Genomic DNA, 19,500 nt, shown 5'->3' with positions numbered 1-19,500 from the left:
AGTCTACCGGGGCAGCCCCAAGACCGAAGCGCGTTGGCTACGCGATGGTGAACGTGATGGTCGACACGTAGGGGTTGACGGCGGTGGTGCCGACCGCGGCCGAGTAGTTGGAGCGGTAGGCGTTGGCCGGCACGTTCAGTTTGAAGGCGGGGGAGAGCGCGAAAGAGCCCTTGCCGAGGGTCGTGGTGTACACGAGCGACTGCGCGACATTGCTCATGGTGAGGGCCGAAGCCGTGGGCGCAACGTCGGAGCCCGCACCGGCGACGATGACGCCCGGCGTGATGACGAGGTTGGAGGCGGGCAGCACGCGTGCGGTGGTATCGACGGTTCCGGCAGCGCTGACGAAGTCGGTGGCGCTGGCCGAGAGCGACCAGGCCGTGTTGGTGCCGCGGGCATTGGTGATGGTCCAGGTCGCGGCGGTTCCGGTCGACGTCTTCGCGTTGATGCCGTCGAGAACGACCGCGGTCATGGCGGTGGGTGCGGTCGGGTTGGCGGTGAGGTTGCCCGCACTGACCGTAGCGTTGATCGTGTCGGTGTTGTCAACCGCCTGAGCCGGGGAGAGGGCCACGCCGAACAGGATGCCGGTGGTGATGATGATTCCGGCAGTCTTGGTGAAAGCGTGCATGGTGGATGTCCTCTGATTGGTACTGGTGGGTGCGGGCACGCCAAATAGCGTGTCCACGGGAAGTGTGGGTGAAACGGATGTCGCAGGGTGTGACCGAACTCGTTATCCGCTGAAAACTAAGTTCCGGTGGCGATAAATCAATCCTGACACGGGCCGCGCTCAAAGTGTGGGTTCGTCGCGCAGGGTTGAATCAGCGTTAGCTCAAGGTTGGCGCAATGCCCAGAATGGGGGTTGGGCTTCACGCCGGGAAGCGCCGCGCCCGCTACGAAATGGTGAACGTGAGAACCGTGACGTAGGGGTTCATCGGCGAGTTGTCGATGGCTCCCGAATAGTTCGACCGGTACGCATTGGCCGGGATCATCAGACTGAATGTCGGCGTCAGCAGGTAGGTGCCCCGGTTCGGTCCCGGCGCATTCAGGAGTGTTTGCGGGGTCGTCGACAGAGACAGCTTCGGCGCCGTGATCCCACTCGCACTGTCGGTATTTGCGCCCACCGTGATGGTGCCCGGGGTGATGCTCAGGTTCTGTACGGGCAGAACCCGGGTGGTGGTTTCGACCGTGCCGGCCGCGCTGGTGGGTTCGGTGGCGCTCACCGATAGGCTCCAGGCCGCACCGGTACCGCGCGAGTCGGTGATCGACCACTGGTTTGAGACACCGGTCGCGAACTGCGTCTGAGTGCCCAGCAGGGTGACCATGGGCAGTAGCGCCCCGCTGGTTATGGCGCTGAGGTCACCGGTGACCGGCGACGGGCTGGTGGACGTGACCTTGCTCATGCTGACAGCGCCGTTCGCGGTGAGAGCGCGGCCCACATAGCTGGCTTTTTGACCAATCGAGATCGCCGCCATGCCGATGATCGTGCCGGTGAAAGCGGATGACGCCCCCAGCGATACCGCCCCGGCGACCTGCCAGAAAACCCGCGAGGCCTGCGCGCCATTGGCCAGAACGACGCTACTGCCGGCCGCCGTGTTGAAGGCAGCATCCACTTGAATGATGAAGATGGCGTTCGGGTTGCCCTGGCCGTCGAGGGTGAGGGTGGTGCTGATGGCGAGGGCCGCGGCCGATTTGTAGACCCCGGAGGTGAGGGTGCGACCGGCGAGGTCGCCGGCGATGGCGGCGGTCGCGGGCCGAGCCGCGGCATCCTTGTAGGCAGCGGTGAGGTCGACCTGCGCGGCGGCAGCGGCGGCGTCGCCGGCGTGGATGGTGCCCGTGAGCGTTCCCGCCGGAAACCCGGTGACCGCTGTTCCCGGGCTCACGCCGATATTGCCATCGAAAGATGAGTTGGATGTGTTGGCCACCGAGGTGGTCGCGAGGATCGCGTAGGTGCTCGCGCTGCCTAGATCAACGGGAGGTTCGGTGGTGAAGGTCGTGCTGGAGAGGGTGATCGTTCCGCTGCGGGTGAGGGCACGGCCCAGGAAGCTGGAGTTGGTGCCCATCGTGATTGCGACCTGGCCGAGGACGATTCCCGAGAACGATGACGACGCACCGAGTTGCACGACGCCGTCGATCTGCCAGAACACCCGGGAAGCTTGTGCACCGTTGATCAGGCGCACGGCGCTGCCGACGCTCGTGGTGAGGCCTCCGTCAATCTGAAAAATGAAGACGGCGTTCGGGTTGCCCTGCCCGTCGAGGGTGACCGAGGAACTGAGACTCAGCGGTCCCGGTGCGGCGTAGACGCCGGCGTTGTAAGTCTGACCGGCCAGATTACCGCTTAGCGTCGCGGTGGGCGTGCGCGCTGCCGCATCATTGATGGCGGTCTGCAGGTCGAGCTGGGCCTGGGCGCTCGCAGCGGTGCCGATCTGGGTACTGCCGGTGACCAGGCCGGGGGGAAAACCGGTCGCGCTCGTGCCGGGGCTCACGCCCAGGCTGCCGCTCAGGGTGGTTCCGCCTGAATTGACCACGGATGCCCCGGCCAGCACCGAGTAGCTTCCGGCGGTTTTCAGGGCTACCGGGGGTTCGGTCAGGAAGATGTTGCCGGCCAGGGCGATCGCGCCGTTCGAGGTCAGCGCCCGGCCGGTGACGCTCGTGCCGGCACCGACGGAGATGGCGGCCCGGCCGAGAATATTTCCGGTGAACGACGAAGCGGCCCCGAGCGAGACCGCCCCGACGACGTGCCAGAACACGTTCGACGCCTGGGCGCCGTTGGCGAGCACGATGGTGCTCGCCGCCGCCGTGTTGAAGGCCGCGTTGATCTGAAAGATGAATACGGCGGTGGGGTCGTTCTGCGCATCGAGGGTGAGCGTGGTGCTCACGGCGAGGGCAGCCGTGGACTGGTAGACGCCCGCGGTGAGTGTGCGTCCGGCCAGATCGCCGGCGAGGGTGCCGGTCGGCACGCGGCCGGCGGCATCGAGGGAGGCGGCGACGAGGTCGGTCTGGGCTGCCAGGGCATGGCTGTCACCGGCATGGATGCTGCCGGTGAGGATTCCCGAAGGGAATCCGGTAATGGCCGTGCCCGGGCTGGTTCCGGCGTTGCCGCTCAGCGCAGTATTGCCGATACTCGCAATGGCGTTGGTGGCCAGCACGGAGTAGCTTCCGGCGGTCTTGAGGGCGACGGTGGAGGTCGCGGCCTGCGCCGGAGTCGCCGGCACGAGCAAACCGGACAGCAACACCAGAATTGTGAGCGTTGGCAGGGCAAGGAGGTGTGTTCGGCGACCCCCGGGCCACCGTGCGCGGCTGCGGGGTGGTGGCGTGCGGCTCACCTGCGGGGTCGACGGAGGGGGGCGTCGCTGTCGTCGGTGTCGGGGGTATCGGTATCGGGCGTGTGGGTGAGCGTAGCGGCGTCGGGGGTAGTGGTGGCTGACGTGGCTGACGTGGCTGGCACTGCTGGCATTGCAGAACCGGCCACCTGGGCCAGCGCTCGACGGGCGCGGCGCACAAACAGGGTGGTGCGCCAGACTCCGAAGGCGATCGCCACAACCAGCAGCAGCACGATCAGCAGGATCCACCACGGCACGTAGGTGAAGGTGGCGCTGACCTGCTCGGTGCCGGCGGCCGAGACCAGCTCGGCGTCGGCGCTGCCGAACTGGATGAACGCTGCTTGGGGCAGTGTTGCCTCCAGATTGAGCGTGGCGCCGGGAAGAATGCTCTCCGGTGCGTCAAATTGCAGCGTCGTGGTGACCCCGATCGCGCTGTTCAAGCTCAGGTCGGCCGTCGGATACAGGATGGTATTGCCGGTGTTCTCGATGGGCAGGGTGAACGTGACCGCGTCACCCGAGCGTTCCCAGCTGAGGTCGCCATGGCCCAGCGCGGTCGTTGCGGTGCCGGCAACGGTGAGGTAGATGCGCACGCCCTGGCGCTGGATGACGTCCAGGCGCAACGCAGCATCGCCGTCTGAAGTCGTTGTTTCACCCTCGACGGGCGGACTCTGGATGATCAGTCCGCCGGCGTAGTCGCCCGGAGTAGCGGTGAGGGGAACGCTCAACCGGAACGGCACGGTGAGGTCGGAATTGGCGGGGACGGTGATCGATTCGGCATCGAGTGTGACCCAACTGCCCACGGCCGTCTGCACGTCGGCCTGCGCGGCGAGGGCAAAGGCGCCCTGCTCGGTGCTCTGGCCGTCGACGGCGTAGTTCAGCAGAGTGACCGCGGCGTCCGAATGGTTGCTGACGATCGCGTTGGCTTCGATCGCGGCTCCGGGAGCAAGATCAATGTGAAAGAAATCCGATTCCAGTTCCGGGCGGATGCCGAGGGTGCCATCGTCGATGGCCGACGCCGGTGCGGCGACGACGAGGGTGGCCAACACCGGGGCCAACACGGCGGCGGCCACGAGGAGGGCGATGCGGTGCAGTGCAGTGCGGCGTGGTGCCGTGCGGTGTGGTGCCGTGCGGTGTGGTGCGAATCGGCGCGGTGCGGTGTCGTGTTGCGTGCGAGGTGCTGGTGCGGTGGTGCGGTATGACATGGGGCGCCCTAGCTGGTATTCGGCATGACCCCCGAAAGAGGCGATACCGCTATTCTCACACGGGAGCTGACGAATCGGGCCAACGAGGAGATCAGCGTTGGCTCAAGGTTCGCGCAGCGCCCCCGGACGATCGCAACGAGACGATCGTAGCTAGGCGATCGTGAACGAGGCGATCGTGAACGAGGCGATCGTGAACGAGGCGATCGTAACTAGGCGATCGTGAACGTCAGGGTCGAGACGAAGGGGTTCACGGCGGACCCATCGATGGCCCCCGAAAAATTTGACCGGTAGGCGTTCGCGGGAACACTCAGGCTGAACTCGGGAGTCAGGGTGAAGGTGCCTTTGCCAAGCGTGTCCGTCCAGACCAGCGACTGCGGTCGGGCGGAAACGATGACCGGATCGGTTGTGGGGGCAGCGTCGGCGCCTTCACTGGTGCGGGCCGACACGATTCCCGGTGTGATGGTGAGGTTTTCCGCGGCGACCGTGCGCGACATCGTGTCGAGCGTTCCGGGGGCGCTGACGAAGTCCGTGGCGCTGACCGAGAGGCTCCAGGCTGCGCTGGAACCGCGAGCGTTCGTGATGGTCCACTCGGCCGGGCGTCCGACGGATGCTTGGCTGGAGAGGCCGTCGATAATGACGGGAGACATCTGCGTGGGTGCCGAGACGACGGCCGAGAGCGATCCGCCGAGTATGGCAGCGCTGATCGTATCGGACGAGGTGTCGGCGGTCGCCATCGGCGAGAGCGCGGCACCCAGGCCCACGGCGAGGGCGAGGCTCGTCAACCCGAATAGGGCAGCGCGAACCGCGCGGACATGCGGGTGAACACTGCTACCGGCCATGACCATCCCCCATTTGGATTTTTATCCTAACAAGCCCGGCTCGGCCTTGGGTACCAATACCCAGATACCCATAAAACGAGAAACAGGCCGCTTCCCCGGAGGGAAACGGCCTGGCTCCTGCTGCCTGGTATCAGTGGGTGCGAAAGCGCTGCACCATCGGGCAATCGAACGGGTCGCGTGCGGCCAAGCCGACCTTGTTGAGGTAGGCGATCACGATGCTGTAGCTCTCAAAGACGCCGGTTTCGGTGTATTTGATGTTGTGCGAGTTGCAATATTCTTTGGCGATTTCCTGCGCCTTGCGCAGGTGCGGGCGGGCCATGTTCGGAAACAGGTGGTGCTCGATCTGGTAGTTGAGTCCACCCATGTAGGTGTCGATGAAGGTGCCACCGCGAATGTTGCGGCTGGTGAGCACCTGGCGGCGCAGAAAGTCGACCTTGCTCTCGGCCGGAAGCTGGGGCATCCCCTTGTGGTTGGGAGCGAAGGACGCACCCATGTAGACGCCGAACACGGCCATCTGCACGCCGACGAAGGCGAACGCCATGCCGAGCGGCAGAAAGTAGAAGATAACGGCGAAGTAGGCGACGATGCGGGTGACGAGCATCGTGATCTCCACCCAACGTTCCTTGACCTTGTCCTTACCGAAGACGGTCTTGAAGCCCTGGATGTGCAGGTTGATGCCTTCGAACATGAGCAGGGGAAAGAACAGGTAACCCTGCTTGCGCGTGACGAATGCACCGAGACGGCTGACTTCCTTCGCATCCTTCTCGGTGAACACGATGAAGTCGGGTTCAATATCGGGGTCCTTGCCGATGACGTTCGGCTGGGCGTGGTGACGGCTGTGCTTCGTCATCCACCAGGCGTAGCTGATGCCGACGAAGAGGTTGGCCAGGATGCGGCCGGCGCGGTCGTTCGCCTTACCAGAGGTAAAGACGGCGCGGTGCGAGGCCTCGTGGGCCAGAAAAGCGAACTGGGTGAAGATGAGGCCCAGAGCGGCGGCGATGATCAACTGGTACCAGGTGTCACCGAGCAAAACGAAACCGGCAGCAGCGCCCAGGGTGGCCACGACGAGTATGGAAAAGACCATCCAGTAGAAGCCGGTGCGACGGCCGAGAAGGCCGAGATTGCGCACGGTGTGCAGGAGCGCCGAATATTCGGTTGTGGGGTTCTTGTTATCTCCACCCGGCCGGGTCCTGATGATGCGGACCGAGGGTGCGGCTAGTGCTTCCGACATGAGGCCTTAGTGGTTCGGGACTTCTCAGCCGGGACGTGAGCAATTACTCGTGGTGCAGATAGCCGTCAGTCTACGTTTCTGAATGCCCGTTTGGCTCGTAATTCACACGGGTTTCCCAGTGATTATATGCCAAAAATGGAATGTATCTGACCGATCTATCGCCAACTTGGCATCCATATATGAAGCTGCCAAAACGCGAACGGAGTCTGCATTCCGGTCCACACGGGGAAGAAAAATACCGTGAGCAGGAGCGTGAATCCTAGGCCGACGGCCACCGCAGTGGGGGCTCCGGCATGCGGGCGGGGGTCGTATTCCGGTACCTGAGAATGTGCTGAGAGCCTGTGTTGCGGCCGGGACAGCTCGGGAATTTGCTTGAGCACCATACCGATGACGAACGTGAGCCCCAGCAGGAGATAGGGCTCGAAGGCGATGGTATAAAACTGGAAGACCGTGCGGTTCAGGTACATCAGCCACGGCAGGTAACCGGCGACCATGCCCATCATGATGAAACCGACCCGCCATTCCCGATACCGGGCCAGCCGGTAGACCAGGTAGAACAGGGCGGCCGTGGCCGCCCACCAGATCAGGGGATTGCCCACCGAAGTGACGGCCTCCGAACAGGTCTGAAACTGACAGCCGAATTCGCCCGCGCTCGACCCGCGGTAGTACATGCTGGTCGGGCGAATCATGAACAGCCAGGTCAACGGGTTGGCCTGGTAGGGGTGCGGAGTGGCCAGGCCCACATGGTAGGTATACGCCGCTGCCTGGTAGTGCCAGAAACTTTGCAGGCTGTGGGGAACCCAGGCGAGCGGCCCGGTCCAAGCGGCACCCACCCCGTCGGCCCACTCGCGGTAGTAGCCGCCGCGAGTGACAAACCACCCCGTCCAGGACACCATGAACGTCGTCACCGCGATCGGCACCAGCAGCAGAAAAGTGGCCGGAGCCTGTTTAAGGATCGCCGCACTGATCCAGAACGTCACGCCGTTCCGGCGCCGGGCGAGCGCGTCGACGACGACCAGATAGATTCCGAAGGCAGCCAGAAAGTACAGTCCCGACCATTTCACCGAGCTGGTCAGACCGAAGGCGAGGCCCGCCGCGAGCAACCAGGGCCGCCACCACAGGGCCGGGCCCCAGCCGGTATCCGGCAGTGTAGCCAGCCGCCCGGCCAATCGCGTCGCGTGCCACTGCCGGTCCATCAGTATTGCGCCGACGCCGAGCAGGGCAAAGAACATGACGAAGTTGTCCAGCAGAGCCACCCGGCTCATCACGATGGCGTGACCGTCGATGGCGAGCAGAAAACCGGCGATCAAGGTCAGGACCCGTGACTGAAACAGTTTTCGAGCGATCAGCATGATGAGCACGACCGCCAACACACCGACGACCACCGTCGCCAGGCGCCAGCCCCACGGGTTGCCGGGCCCGAGCAGATTCATGCCGAGGGCGATGAGCCACTTGCCGAGCGGCGGATGCACCACAAACGAGGGATCCGTCGTGAAAATCTCGGTCTGGCCGGCTTCGAACTGGGGATTGGCATCGGCCGGCCAGGTGGACTCGTAGCCGTTGTTGAACAGCGTCCAGGCATCCTTCACATAGAAGGTTTCGTCGAACACGAGCGCGTGTGGCGCGCCGAGGTTCCACAAGCGCAAGCCAGCGGCCAGTAGGACCACAGCGAGGGGCGCGCCCCAACGAACCCATCGACTAGTTGCGAGCACCTGACCATCGTACCGAGCGTCCGTCGACCGCTCGGTGGCGCGGACTGCGAGAATTGAACCATGATCATCCTTGCTGCCACCCCGATCGGAAACCTCGGTGACGCCTCCCGGCGCCTGATCGAGACCCTGACGACCATCACTATCGTGGCCGCCGAAGACACCCGTGTCACCGTGCACCTGCTCAAAGCCCTCGGTATTGAAAACCGCCCCAAGCTCATCGCACTGCACGATCACAATGAGCGCGGTAAGGCGGCTGAGCTCGTTGAACTGGCCCGCGACACGGACATTCTCGTGCTCAGTGACGCCGGAATGCCCACAGTTTCCGATCCCGGCTTTCATTTAGTGGATGCCGCGGTGGCGGCCGGCGTGCAGGTTACCGCCCTGCCCGGCCCGTCCGCCGTACTCACCGCCCTCGCCGTCTCCGGACTGCCGACCGACCGGTTCACCTTCGAGGGTTTTCTGCCGCGTAAGCACGGCGAACGGGTCAAGCTGCTGCGTGACCTCGCCGCCGAACGCCGCACCATGGTGTTCTTTGAATCGCCCAATCGTCTGGCCGATTCGCTGCTCGACCTGGCCGCAACGCTCGGCGCTGACCGTCGGGTCGTGGTGTGCCGGGAACTGACCAAATTCTTTGAGGAGGTCAAGCGCGGTACGGCGACTGAACTGGCCGAGTGGGCGGCGGCCGGAGTGCGCGGCGAAATCTGTGTCGTCGTGGCCGGCGCCGAAGTGCGCGTACTGGACCTGGCCATGGGAGTGGCCGAGGTTCTCGATCTGGTGGCCGGCGGCATCCGCTTGAAGGACGCTGCGGCCGACGTCTCGGCGGCGAGCGGGCTCGGCAAGCGCGAACTCTACGAGCACGCGTTGCAGGCCAAGACCGGGGTGCCGGCGCCGAAACCCGACCGGTCGGCCTTTCCGCTGGGTTGATCCGGGTCGATCTCGGTTGATCTGGGGCTGATCGGCACGCGCCGGGCGTAACTCGGCAAGGCGCCGAGCGCTCGCCGCATAAGATGAACGCATGTCCGCTGGCTCTTTTTACATCACCACGCCCATTTTCTACGTGAATGATGTGCCGCACATCGGCCACGCCTATACGGAGGTGGCCGCCGACGTGCTCGCGCGCTGGCACCGGCAGTCGGGCGATGACGCCTGGCTGCTTACCGGCACCGATGAACACGGCCAGAAGATTCTGCGCACGGCGATCGCCAACGGTGTGACGCCGAAGGAATGGGCCGACCGTCTGGTCGAGACCGCCTGGAAGCCGCTGCTGGAGACCGTCAATATCGCCAACGACGACTTCATTCGCACCACCGACGAACGTCACGAGGTGAACGCGCAGAAGTTTCTGCAGCACCTGCACGACGAGGGCCACATCTATACCGGCGAGTACGAGGGTTACTACTGCGTCGGGTGCGAGGAATACAAGCAGACCAGCGACCTCGTCGACGGTACCGGTGACTACGCCGGCCAACTGGTCTGCGCGATCCACTCCAAGCCGGTCGAACTGCTGCACGAGAAGAACTACTTCTTCAAGATGAGCGCGTTCGCCGACCGCCTGCTGGCCCTGTACGAAGAAAACCCCAACTTTGTGCAGCCGGAAGCGGCCCGCAACGAGGTCATGTCCTTCGTCAAGCGTGGCCTGAGCGACCTATCGATCTCCCGGTCGAGCTTCGACTGGGGCATCAAGGTGCCGTGGGACGAATCGCACGTCGTCTATGTCTGGTTCGACGCGCTGCTGAACTACATCACCGCGGCCGGCTACGGCCAGAACGATGAGGAATTCGCGAGCCGCTGGCCCGCCACCCACATCGTCGGCAAAGACATTCTGCGTTTTCACGCCGTCATCTGGCCGGCCATGCTCATGGCCGCCGGCATCGAGGTACCCAAGCAGGTCTTCGGGCACGGCTGGCTGCTGGTCGGCGGCGAAAAGATGAGCAAGTCCAAGCTCACCGGTATCGCCCCGAGCCAGATCACCGACACCTTCGGCTCGGACGCCTTCCGGTACTACTTCATGCGTGCCATCAGCTTCGGCCAGGACGGCAGTTTCAGCTGGGAAGACCTGTCGGCGCGCTACCAGTCGGAGCTCGCCAACGGCTTCGGCAACCTCGCCTCCCGCGTGATCGCCATGGTCGTGCGCTACTGCGACGGCGTAGTGCCCGCGCTCTCTGCCGGCACCGCCGGCGCGTTCACGGCCGAGGATCTGGCCATTGCGGCCACCGAACGGCGGGTGACGGATGCCGCGGCCGCCGCCATCGACAAACTCGCCATCCACGACGCCCTCGCCACGGTGTGGGAACTCGTCGACGAGCTCAACGGCTACATCACGTTGCAGGAACCGTGGGCGCTGGCCAAGAATCCGGAAAGCCGCGAACGCCTCGGCACCGTGCTGCACACCGCAGTGCGCGGACTGGGCACCCTCGCCGTGCTGCTCTCCCCGGTCATTCCCATTGCCACCGGCAAACTGTGGACCGCCCTCGGCGGCGACGGTGCTCTCGTCGATCAGCGCGTCGACCGCGCTTGGGAGTGGACCGGCGGCGCGCAGGTGAGCGCTCTGGAACCGCTGTTCCCGCGCATCGAATCGATCGTGGAGCCGACCGATGGCTAGCGACTCGCTGGTGGGCTTGGACGGCGGCATCGACGGATACGGCAGTGCCATTCGCCGCCGCGACAACACGAAAGGCCGCGACCTGAGCTACCCACCGCTGCCCGAGCCGCTCACGGTTCCCGTCTACGACAACCACACCCATCTGGAAATCGCCGACGGAGAACATCCGCTCGACTATCGGGAACAACTCGACCGCGCCTCGAGCGTGGGCGTGCGCGGGGTGATTCAGGTTGGCGGCGACGTGGAAACGTCACGTTGGTCGGCCGCCGCGGCGCTGATCGAGCCGCGCATGCTCGCCGCCGTGGCTATCCACCCCAATGAGGCACCCGCGCTGGAAACGGCTGGCACCCTCGACGACGCCCTCGCCGTGATCAACGAACTTGCCGGGCAGAGCCGCGTGGTCGCGGTCGGCGAAACCGGCCTCGACTTCTTTCGCACCTCCGAAGACGGCCGTGCCGCCCAGTTTCGCTCCTTCGAGGCCCACATTCGTATCGCCAAGGAGCACAACCTCGCACTGCAGATTCACGATCGCGACGCCCACGAGGCCGTGATTGAGACGCTGCTGCGGGTCGGTGCCCCCGAACGCACCGTCTTTCACTGTTTCTCCGGCGACGCCGACATGGCCAGGCTCTGCGCCGAACACGGGTGGTACATGTCCTTCGCCGGTAATGTCACGTTCAAAAATGCCGGCAACTTGCGGGAGGCCCTCGCTGCTGCCCCGCGCAACCTGCTGTTGGTTGAAACGGATGCCCCGTTCCTCACCCCCCTGCCCTACCGCGGCCGGCCCAACGCGCCGTACCTGCTGCCGAACACACTGCGCGGCATGGCCGCTCACCTCGAAACGGATATCTCCCTGCTCTCCGCACAAATCACCGCCAACACCGAGCTGGTCTACGGCCGCTGGGACGCCGAGCCCGTCACCGCCGCTCACGATGAGCCGCGTCACGACCTGACGCCTCGCGGAGGCCTGGCATGACCGGCCGACACAGTGCCGACGAGCCGGGTGCTCCCGTTGAGCCGAGTGAGACCGTTGAGCTGGGCGAGGCCGTTGAGCTGGGCGAGCCCGCTGAGCTGGGCGAGCCCGCCGCGACTGCTGCTGCCGTCAAGACTCTTCTCGGCCCCGCCGAGATCCGCGACCTCGCCGAGATGCTCGGCGTCAACCCCACCAAGAAGCTCGGCCAGAACTTCGTCATCGACGGCAACACCGTGCGGCGTATCGTCAAGGTCGCCCGCGTCGCGCCCGGCGATACCGTGGTCGAAGTCGGCCCGGGGCTCGGCTCCCTCACCCTCGGCATGCTCGAAATCGGCGCGGCCGTCGTCGCCGTCGAGATCGACGATCGTCTCGCTGAGCAGCTTCCGCTGACCGTTGAACTGATGCAGCCCGGCGCCCGCCTCACGGTCATCCGCGCTGACGCGCTCAAGATCACCGAACTGCCCGGCGACCCCACCCGGCTCGTCGCCAACCTGCCCTACAACGTCTCCGTTCCGGTGTTGCTCTACCTGCTCGAACACTTCGCGTCGATTCGCGCCGGTGTAGTCATGGTGCAGGCCGAGGTGGGGGAGCGCCTCGCTGCCCCGCCCGGCAATAAAATCTATGGCAGCCCGAGCGTCAAGGCCGCCTGGTACGGCGATTTTCGCACCGCGGGCAAGGTCAGCCGCCAAGTGTTCTGGCCGGTTCCGAACGTCGATTCGATCCTGATCGCCTTCGAACGCCGTGCCGCGCCGCTGGAATCCGAAGAGCTGCGTCTCAAGACCTTCGCGCTCGTCGACGCCGCTTTTCAGCAGCGCCGCAAGATGCTGCGGCAGTCTTTGTCGGCCGTTCTCGGAGATTCGGCGACAGCATCCGCTGTTATGACGACCGCCGGAATCGACCCGACAACGCGTGGAGAGCAGCTCACCGTGCACGACTTTCTCGCCATAGCGCGGGTCTGGACGCCGGCGTAGCGAGACCGGCGGTCGGTGCGGCCGACAGGCTGGGCTAAGTTAAAAGCATGATGACGAGCGCCGCCACCACCGTTGTGCACGCGCGGGCGCCCGGTAAAATCAACGTCTTTCTCAAGGTCGGCGCCGTCATGGAAGACGGATACCACGACCTCGCGACCGCCTATCAGGCTGTCTCACTGTTCGAAGAGGTGCGGGCCAGCGCGGCGAGTGACTTCTCGGTCGAGTTCAGCGGCAGCATCGATACGTCCGACCTCGTCACCGATGGCAGCAACCTCGCGATCAAGGCCGCCCAGGCCCTTGCCCGCAAGGCCGGCTATCGCGGCGGCGTTCACCTCGAAATTGAAAAGAACGTGCCGATCGCCGGCGGAATGGGCGGCGGCTCGGCAGATGCGGCGGCCACCCTGCTCGCCTGCGACGCGCTCTGGGGCACCAACGCCTCCAAAGACGAGTTGCTCGCCATTGCCGCCCAGCTCGGCGCCGATGTGCCCTTCTCCTTCACCGGTGGCACCGCCATCGGCACCGGCCGTGGCGACCAGCTCAGCCCGGCCCTGGCCAAGGGCAAATTTCAATGGGTGCTCGCCCTCGCCGACTTCGGCATGTCAACGCCCGGCGTGTACCAGGAGCTGGACCGGCACCGCGATCGTCATGCGCAAGACATTTTTCCGGCCCAGCATCAGCCCTCCGTTGACGCGAACGTGCTGCAGGCGCTGCGGGCCGGCGACCCGCACATGCTCGCCGACGTGCTGCACAACGACCTGCAGGCCCCCGCACTGCACCTCGCACCCGGCCTCGGCAAGGTGCTGCAACTGGGCGAAGAGAACGGCGCCCTCGCCGGCATCCTCTCTGGCTCCGGCCCCACCGTGGCCTTTTTGGTAGCGGATGCCGACAGCGCGCTCGAATTGCAGGTCGCGCTCTCCGCCTCCCGGCTGCGCGTCGTGCGCGTCACCGGCCCGGTGCACGGCGCCCGCCTCATCCACGACTAGCGCCCCGTCCGAGCACTTCTGCCCGAGCGCCTCTGCCCGAGCTCCCCTGCCCGAGCGCCCCCAGTGTCCGGGCCCGGGCAGATAGGGGAGGATCGGCGGGGGGCTAGGGCGTGCCGTAAACTCGGAGGTTATGGCACATCTTCTCGGGGCTGAGTCCCTGCACCTCGAATTTCCCACCCGCGTCATCTTCGACAGCGTCACCGCCGGCCTCAACGAAGGCGACCGCATCGGCGTCGTCGGCAAGAACGGCGACGGCAAGTCCACCCTCATGCGCCTGCTGGCCGGTCGGATGGAGCCCGACGAGGGCCGCGTCACCCGCCGTCGCGGCGTCACCATCGGCATGCTGGATCAGGCTGATGACCTCGCATCCGGTCAAACCGTTGGCCACACCATCGTTGGCGGCATCGAAGAACACGTCTGGGCGGGCGACGCCAAGGTGCGCGACGTTATCGGCGGCCTGGTGCGTGATATCCCGTGGGATGCCCTGGTCGACGACCTCTCCGGTGGCCAGCGCCGTCGGGTGGCCCTCGCCGCCGTGCTCATCGGCGACTACGACGTCATCTTTCTCGACGAGCCCACTAACCACCTCGACGTGGAGGGCATTTCCTGGCTCGCCGGGCACCTCAAGACCCGCTGGGCGGCCCAGAGCGGTGGCCTCGTGGTGGTCACCCACGACCGGTGGTTCCTCGATGAGGTCTGCAACATCACCTGGGAGGTGCACGACCGTCTGATCGAACCCTTCGAGGGTGGCTATGCCGCCTACATCCTGCAACGCGTTGAGCGCGACCGGATGGGCTCGGTGGTCGAGGCCAAGCGCCAGAACCTCATGAAGAAAGAACTCGCCTGGCTGCGCCGCGGCGCCCCGGCCCGTACCGCCAAGCCCAAATTCCGCATCGACGCCGCCAACGAGTTGATCGAAAACGAGCCGCCGCCCCGCGACACCGTCACGATGCAGTCCATGGCGATGCAGCGCCTCGGCAAGGACGTTGTCGACCTCATCGACATCGGCGTGAAGTTCGGCGACAAGACCGTGCTCAACGACATCACCTGGCGCATCGCGCCGGGGGAGCGCACCGGCATCATGGGCGTCAACGGTGCCGGCAAGTCCACCCTGCTGAACCTCGTGGCCGGCGTGTTGCAGCCAACGACCGGCACGGTCAAGCGCGGCAAGACCATCAAGGTGGCCGTGCTCACCCAGCAGCTTTTCGAACTTGAAGACATCGCCAACGACAAGGTGAGCGAGGTCATCGGGCGTCAGAAGACCAGCTACATGGCCGGCGGTAAAGAGATCACACCCGGCCAGATGCTCGAGCGCATGGGGTTTCTGAGCGCCCAGCTCTCCACCCGGGTCAAAGAACTCTCCGGTGGCCAGAAGCGCCGATTGCAGTTGCTGCTCATTGTGCTGAGCGAGCCGAACGTGCTCATCCTCGATGAGCCCACTAACGACCTCGACACCGACATGCTGGCGGCTATGGAAGACCTGCTCGACTCCTTCCCCGGCACCCTGCTCGTCGTCTCGCACGACCGGTACCTGATCGAGCGCGTCACCGACAACCAGTACGCGGTCATGGACGGCGGCTTTCGACACCTGCCGGGCGGCGTCGATCAGTACCTCGAGGTGCGTCGTAAGGCTGTCTCAGGGCCGGCATCCGGTTCACCAGCGGATGCGTCCGGCCCGGCCAAAAAGATCCCGAACCTGGGTGGCGCCGAACTGCGCAACGCCCAGAAGGAGCTTGGCTCGATCGACCGCAAGGTGGTCAAGCTGCAGGAACGCATCGCGCTCAAGCACGAGAAGTTGGCCGCGCACGACCAGTCCGACTTCGCCGGTCTGGGTGCGCTCGGGGTGAAGCTGACCGAGCTCGAAGAGACCATCGCCACGCTCGAAACCCGTTGGGTCGAACTTACTGAGTTGATCGAGGGCTAGCATCGCAGAAGCTGTGACGTAGTGTGTCGAAGTCGGCCACGCGTTGCAGCTTCGGCACGTATCGTTAACGGGTATCCGCGCAGCCGCGGTACCCAGCCTCTCGTGGGCCAGCCTCGTAGTCTGACCGGTCATTCTTTCGCGCCGGTACAGCGTCGGTGCATTTCGTCACGCCGTTGACGGAATCATCTCGCTGCGTTGCGCCCGCCGAGACCGAACCGATACTCCCAACTGCCACTTTCCGAAGGAACTCCCGTGAAGAAGAACCTGCTCGCCGCCCTCGCGGTCGTCCCCCTCGTCGCCTTGCTGGCCGGCTGCGCCGGAGCCTCCACCCAGCCCGCCACCGGCACCGACGGTGACGCCATCAAAATCGGCGTCGTCGGTGCCAGCGACCCCTATTGGGACGTTTTCACGGAGGCCGCCGCGGATGAGGGCATCGAGATCGAGATCGTCGACTTCGCGAAGTACGAGCAGGTGAACCCCGCCCTCACCGCCGGTGAGATTGACCTTTCCCAGTTTCAGCACATCGTTTACCTCGCCGAATACAACGAGGCCAGCGGTGAAGACCTGGCCCCGATCGGTGCCACGGCGATCTACCCGCTCGGCCTGTATTCCACTGAGTACAGCAACATCGACGACATCGTCAAGGGCGATACCATCGCCGTACCCAACGACGACAGCAACCAGGCCCGTGCGCTCGTCATCCTGCAGTCCAACGGACTGATCAAGCTGACCGATGGCGGCACCATTTACTCGAGCCTCGCCGATATCGACGAAGACGCGTCGAAGGTCAAGGTCACGGCGCTAGAGGCCTCGATCACCGCGAGCTCCCTGCCCGACGTTGCAGCCGCGATCATCAACAACGACTTCGCCGAGAAAGCCGGACTCAGGTTTGACGAGGCCATCGCCACCGACGACGCGACCGACCCCAAGGCCCTGCCCTACGCGAACATCTTCGTCTCACGCGACGAAGACAAAACGAACACGACCTTCCAGAAGCTCGTGCAGATCTTCCAAAATACGCCGGCCGTTCAGGACGGCGTGTATGCAGTGTCCGGCGACACCGCTGTGCTGCTGAGCACCCCGGTGGCCGACCTCGAGAAGTCCCTGGCCGGGATTCAGACCGAGATCAAGGCCGCCCAGTAAACATCCGCGTCACGCACAGCGCAGTCCGGGGGAAGCACCGCCCCGGACTGCGCTGTTGTGTCCGGCAGTAATCGGCGAGAAGAAGAGCGAGGCAAACGGATGGCTGTAGTCAGTCTGCGAAATGTGGGCAAGGTGTACCCGCCCACGACCAAGGACGGCGCGAGCGTCACGGCGATCGACGGCGTGAGCCTCGACGTCGAGGCCGGTGACATTTACGGCATCATCGGCTACTCGGGTGCCGGCAAGAGCACCCTGGTGCGGCTCGTCAACGCGCTGGAACGCACCACTTCCGGTGAGATCTGGGTGAACGGGCAAGACATCGCTCCCCTGCCTGAGCGCGACCTGCGCCAGGTACGCCTCGGTATCGGCATGATCTTTCAGCAGTTCAACCTGCTCGGCTCCCGCTCGGTCGCCCGCAACGTGGCCTATCCGCTTGAAGTCGCCGGGTACCCCAAGGAGCAGCGTGCCGCCCGCGTGGCCGAACTACTTGATTTCGTCGGCCTGGCAGACAAGGCCGGGTCCTTTCCCGACCAGCTCTCCGGCGGGCAAAAGCAACGGGTGGGCATCGCCCGCGCCCTCGCCACCCAGCCGAGCATCCTGCTCGCCGATGAGGCGACGAGCGCCCTTGACCCCGAAACCACCCATGAGGTACTCGCGCTGCTCAAGCGGGTCAATGCGGAATTTGGTGTCACCATCATCGTGATCACGCACGAGATGGATGTCATCCAGACCATCGCGACCAAGGTCGCCGTGATGGATCAGGGCCGGGTCATCGAACGCGGACCCGTCTTCGACGTCTTCTCGAACCCGCAATGCGCGGCATCCGCTCGTTTCGTTTCGACCGTGGTCAAGGGGGTTCCCTCGCCCGCGGAACTCGCCGTGCTGCGCCTTCGGCACGCCGGGCGCATCGTCACGCTGGCTTTTCGTGACAGCGCGGTCGATCAGAAGGAGGTCTTCGGCGAGTTGTCGGCGGCCGGGGTGACCTTCGAGGTCGTCTACGGCGGTATCAATGAAATTCAGGGGCGCCCGTTCGGGCACCTCACACTCGCCCTGACTGGCGCCGACCCGGTCATCGACCGGGTACTCGAGCACATTCGAACGCTCACGACAGTTACGGAGGTGCGCTGACATGGATGCACTCATCGATCTGCTGCCCGAACTCTGGACGGCCGCCTACGAGACCCTGTACATCGTGGCGCTCACCCTGTTCTTCGGCGGACTCGGCGGCCTGCTGGTGGGCCTCGGGCTCTACCTCACCCGAGCCGGCAGCATTCTCGAGAACAAGCCGCTGTTCTTCGTGCTCAACCTGCTGGTCAATTTCGTTCGTCCTATTCCGTTCATTATTTTTCTCGCGGCGGCGCAACCACTCGCCCGAGCGGTCACCGGCAGCGGCATCGGCAACAACGCCATCGTCTTCACGATCGCCCTCGCGGCGTCCTTCGCGATGGCCCGTATCGTGGAACAGAACCTGCTCACCGTGACACCCGGCGTGATCGACGCGGCGCGCAGCGTCGGTGCCGGACCGATTCGCATCATTGCCACGGTATTGCTGCCCGAAGCGCTCGGACCGCTGATTCTGGGCTATACCTTTATCTTTGTCGCGCTCGTGGATATGTCAGCGGTCGCCGGCTATGTCGGCGGCGGCGGCCTGGGTAACTTCGCCCTGCAATATGGCTACCGTCAGTTCAACCCGATCGTGACCTGGGCTGCGGTGCTGTTGATCATTGTGCTCGTGCAATTCGTGCAGTTCTTCGGCAACTACCTCGCCCGCAAGGCCCTGCGCCGGTAGTTGGCGTGCCGCGCTGGTCGAGGAGCCGGCACGCCGGTTGTTGAGGCTGTCGAAACACGCCGGCGTCTCGAGCTCAGCGAAATCTCAGTCGAAGTCCAAGCTGAGCTTGCGCAGCAGACCGGCCAATCGCTCCTGGTCGCCCGCTGAGAGGGTGTCGAGCAGATCAGCTTCGGCGTCGACCAGCCGGGTGATGGCGGCATCCACTCGGGTGAGGCCGGCGGGCGTCATGCCCACCAGGATGCCGCGGCCATCGTTGGGTGCGGAGCGGCGTTTGACCAGCCCGCGGTCAACGAGCCCGTCGATGCGGTTCGTCATGGTGCCGCTGGAGACGAGCGTCTGCAGCAACAGAGCCTTAGGGCTGAGCTCGTAGGGCGTGCCAGCCCGGCGCAGGGCCGAGAGCACGTCGAACTCCCACGACGCGAGTTCCGAGCGGGAGAACGCCGTGCGACGGGCCCGGTCGAGGTGCTTGGACAATCGGGCCACCCGGCTGAGTACTTGCAGCGGCGCAAAATCTAGATCGGGCCGTTCACGCAGCCACGAATCGACGATTCGGTCGACTTCATCATTGCCAGGCATTGCTCCATTATCGCGCTTACCGGGGGGTTTCTTCGCCCGCAGACCGCTGCGACGGCGTCGGCGGTGCCGGGGGCCGCTGGAATCTGGCACACTTGACTAGTTACTGGCCTCGGCCGGAACGTTCCGCCATAGTGTAACGGCAGCACGGCAGCCTTTGGAGCTGTTCGGTCCAGGTTCGAATCCTGGTGGCGGAGCACGCACTCGTTGCGCGCTTCTCTCTCTCATCCCAGCGTTAGGA

Annotated in this window: 16 protein-coding genes and 1 tRNA gene; 10 read left to right on the top strand and 7 right to left on the bottom strand. The window is 64.9% G+C overall.

Annotated features, from left to right (window positions below):
• Positions 1–37 precede the first annotated feature (37 nt).
• From QMK22_RS10725 to QMK22_RS10700, 6 genes are all read right to left on the bottom strand, one after another.
• Positions 38–625: a WxL domain-containing protein gene (locus QMK22_RS10725; RefSeq protein WP_283497633.1), complete on the bottom strand. Its 588-nt coding sequence runs from the start codon at positions 623–625 to the stop codon at positions 38–40.
• Positions 626–887: 262 nt separating this feature from the next.
• Entirely contained in the window at positions 888–3,227 is a 2,340-nt protein-coding gene (locus tag QMK22_RS10720; RefSeq protein ID WP_283497632.1) for an ice-binding family protein, read from the bottom strand.
• 89 nt (positions 3,228–3,316) lie between these two features.
• Positions 3,317–4,519: a WxL protein peptidoglycan domain-containing protein gene (locus tag QMK22_RS10715; protein ID WP_283497631.1), complete on the bottom strand. Its 1,203-nt coding sequence runs from the start codon at positions 4,517–4,519 to the stop codon at positions 3,317–3,319.
• A 209-nt stretch (positions 4,520–4,728) separates the two neighbouring features.
• On the bottom strand, positions 4,729–5,358 hold the full coding sequence (locus QMK22_RS10710) for a WxL domain-containing protein (RefSeq protein ID WP_283497630.1): 630 nt from the start codon (positions 5,356–5,358) through the stop codon (positions 4,729–4,731).
• Positions 5,359–5,488: 130 nt separating this feature from the next.
• Positions 5,489–6,589 (bottom strand): fatty acid desaturase family protein, encoded by a 1,101-nt coding sequence (locus tag QMK22_RS10705; protein ID WP_283497629.1) that lies wholly within the window; start codon positions 6,587–6,589, stop codon positions 5,489–5,491.
• A gap of 155 nt (positions 6,590–6,744) precedes the next feature.
• On the bottom strand, positions 6,745–8,301 hold the full coding sequence (locus QMK22_RS10700; RefSeq protein ID WP_283497628.1) for a dolichyl-phosphate-mannose--protein mannosyltransferase: 1,557 nt from the start codon (positions 8,299–8,301) through the stop codon (positions 6,745–6,747).
• A 60-nt stretch (positions 8,302–8,361) separates the two neighbouring features.
• Between QMK22_RS10700 and rsmI the strand changes: the two genes are divergently transcribed.
• From rsmI to QMK22_RS10655, 9 genes are all read left to right on the top strand, one after another.
• Positions 8,362–9,225 carry a 16S rRNA (cytidine(1402)-2'-O)-methyltransferase gene (gene rsmI / locus QMK22_RS10695; RefSeq protein ID WP_283497627.1) on the top strand — a complete coding sequence of 288 codons (864 nt, stop codon included), beginning with the start codon at positions 8,362–8,364 and terminating at the stop codon, positions 9,223–9,225.
• Between the two features lie 91 nt (positions 9,226–9,316).
• Entirely contained in the window at positions 9,317–10,903 is a 1,587-nt protein-coding gene (gene metG, locus QMK22_RS10690) for a methionine--tRNA ligase (protein ID WP_283497626.1), read from the top strand.
• The gene (locus QMK22_RS10685; RefSeq protein WP_283497625.1) at positions 10,896–11,879 is read left to right on the top strand and encodes a TatD family hydrolase; all 984 of its coding nucleotides are present in this window, start codon (positions 10,896–10,898) and stop codon (positions 11,877–11,879) included. The genes metG and QMK22_RS10685 overlap by 8 nt, the downstream gene beginning before the upstream one ends.
• Positions 11,880–12,049: 170 nt before the next feature.
• The gene (gene rsmA, locus QMK22_RS10680) at positions 12,050–12,847 is read left to right on the top strand and encodes a 16S rRNA (adenine(1518)-N(6)/adenine(1519)-N(6))-dimethyltransferase RsmA (RefSeq protein ID WP_283497729.1); all 798 of its coding nucleotides are present in this window, start codon (positions 12,050–12,052) and stop codon (positions 12,845–12,847) included.
• Positions 12,848–12,897: 50 nt separating this feature from the next.
• Positions 12,898–13,830, top strand: a complete 933-nt coding sequence (locus QMK22_RS10675) for a 4-(cytidine 5'-diphospho)-2-C-methyl-D-erythritol kinase (protein ID WP_283497728.1) — start codon at positions 12,898–12,900, stop codon at positions 13,828–13,830.
• Between the two features lie 130 nt (positions 13,831–13,960).
• On the top strand, positions 13,961–15,754 hold the full coding sequence (locus tag QMK22_RS10670) for an ABC-F family ATP-binding cassette domain-containing protein (RefSeq protein ID WP_283497624.1): 1,794 nt from the start codon (positions 13,961–13,963) through the stop codon (positions 15,752–15,754).
• Between the two features lie 252 nt (positions 15,755–16,006).
• The gene (locus tag QMK22_RS10665; protein WP_283497623.1) at positions 16,007–16,897 is read left to right on the top strand and encodes a MetQ/NlpA family ABC transporter substrate-binding protein; all 891 of its coding nucleotides are present in this window, start codon (positions 16,007–16,009) and stop codon (positions 16,895–16,897) included.
• A gap of 99 nt (positions 16,898–16,996) precedes the next feature.
• Complete coding sequence (locus QMK22_RS10660; RefSeq protein ID WP_283497622.1) at positions 16,997–18,025, top strand: methionine ABC transporter ATP-binding protein; 1,029 nt, start codon at positions 16,997–16,999, stop codon at positions 18,023–18,025.
• A 1-nt stretch (position 18,026) separates the two neighbouring features.
• A complete protein-coding gene (locus QMK22_RS10655) occupies positions 18,027–18,686 on the top strand; it encodes a methionine ABC transporter permease (protein WP_283497621.1) in 660 nt (219 codons plus the stop codon).
• An 84-nt stretch (positions 18,687–18,770) separates the two neighbouring features.
• Here the strand turns inward: QMK22_RS10655 and QMK22_RS10650 are convergent, their stop codons facing one another.
• Complete coding sequence (locus QMK22_RS10650) at positions 18,771–19,262, bottom strand: MarR family winged helix-turn-helix transcriptional regulator (RefSeq protein WP_283497620.1); 492 nt, start codon at positions 19,260–19,262, stop codon at positions 18,771–18,773.
• Between the two features lie 122 nt (positions 19,263–19,384).
• Between QMK22_RS10650 and QMK22_RS10645 the strand changes: the two genes are divergently transcribed.
• Positions 19,385–19,456: transfer RNA gene (locus tag QMK22_RS10645), tRNA-Gln, on the top strand.
• Positions 19,457–19,500: the final 44 nt, after the last annotated feature.

Source organism: Cryobacterium sp. PH29-G1, from assembly GCF_030063365.1.
GTDB lineage: Bacteria > Actinomycetota > Actinomycetes > Actinomycetales > Microbacteriaceae > Cryobacterium.
This window is presented reverse-complemented; position numbering and strand designations above follow the sequence as displayed.

Bases quoted from the DNA above. Each gene is read 5' to 3' on its own strand.
- rsmI (WP_283497627.1), top strand. From the start codon at position 8,362: ATGATCATCCTTGCTGCCACCCCGATCGGAAACCTCGGTGACGCCTCC.
- QMK22_RS10655 (WP_283497621.1), top strand. From the start codon at position 18,027: ATGGATGCACTCATCGATCTGCTGCCCGAACTCTGGACGGCCGCCTAC.
- QMK22_RS10650 (WP_283497620.1), bottom strand. From the start codon at position 19,262: ATGCCTGGCAATGATGAAGTCGACCGAATCGTCGATTCGTGGCTGCGT.
- QMK22_RS10705 (WP_283497629.1), bottom strand. From the start codon at position 6,589: ATGTCGGAAGCACTAGCCGCACCCTCGGTCCGCATCATCAGGACCCGG.
- rsmA (WP_283497729.1), top strand. From the start codon at position 12,050: ATGCTCGGCGTCAACCCCACCAAGAAGCTCGGCCAGAACTTCGTCATC.
- QMK22_RS10715 (WP_283497631.1), bottom strand. From the start codon at position 4,519: ATGTCATACCGCACCACCGCACCAGCACCTCGCACGCAACACGACACC.
- QMK22_RS10660 (WP_283497622.1), top strand. From the start codon at position 16,997: ATGGCTGTAGTCAGTCTGCGAAATGTGGGCAAGGTGTACCCGCCCACG.
- QMK22_RS10675 (WP_283497728.1), top strand. From the start codon at position 12,898: ATGACGAGCGCCGCCACCACCGTTGTGCACGCGCGGGCGCCCGGTAAA.
- QMK22_RS10670 (WP_283497624.1), top strand. From the start codon at position 13,961: ATGGCACATCTTCTCGGGGCTGAGTCCCTGCACCTCGAATTTCCCACC.
- metG (WP_283497626.1), top strand. From the start codon at position 9,317: ATGTCCGCTGGCTCTTTTTACATCACCACGCCCATTTTCTACGTGAAT.
- QMK22_RS10725 (WP_283497633.1), bottom strand. From the start codon at position 625: ATGCACGCTTTCACCAAGACTGCCGGAATCATCATCACCACCGGCATC.
- QMK22_RS10685 (WP_283497625.1), top strand. From the start codon at position 10,896: ATGGCTAGCGACTCGCTGGTGGGCTTGGACGGCGGCATCGACGGATAC.
- QMK22_RS10710 (WP_283497630.1), bottom strand. From the start codon at position 5,358: ATGGCCGGTAGCAGTGTTCACCCGCATGTCCGCGCGGTTCGCGCTGCC.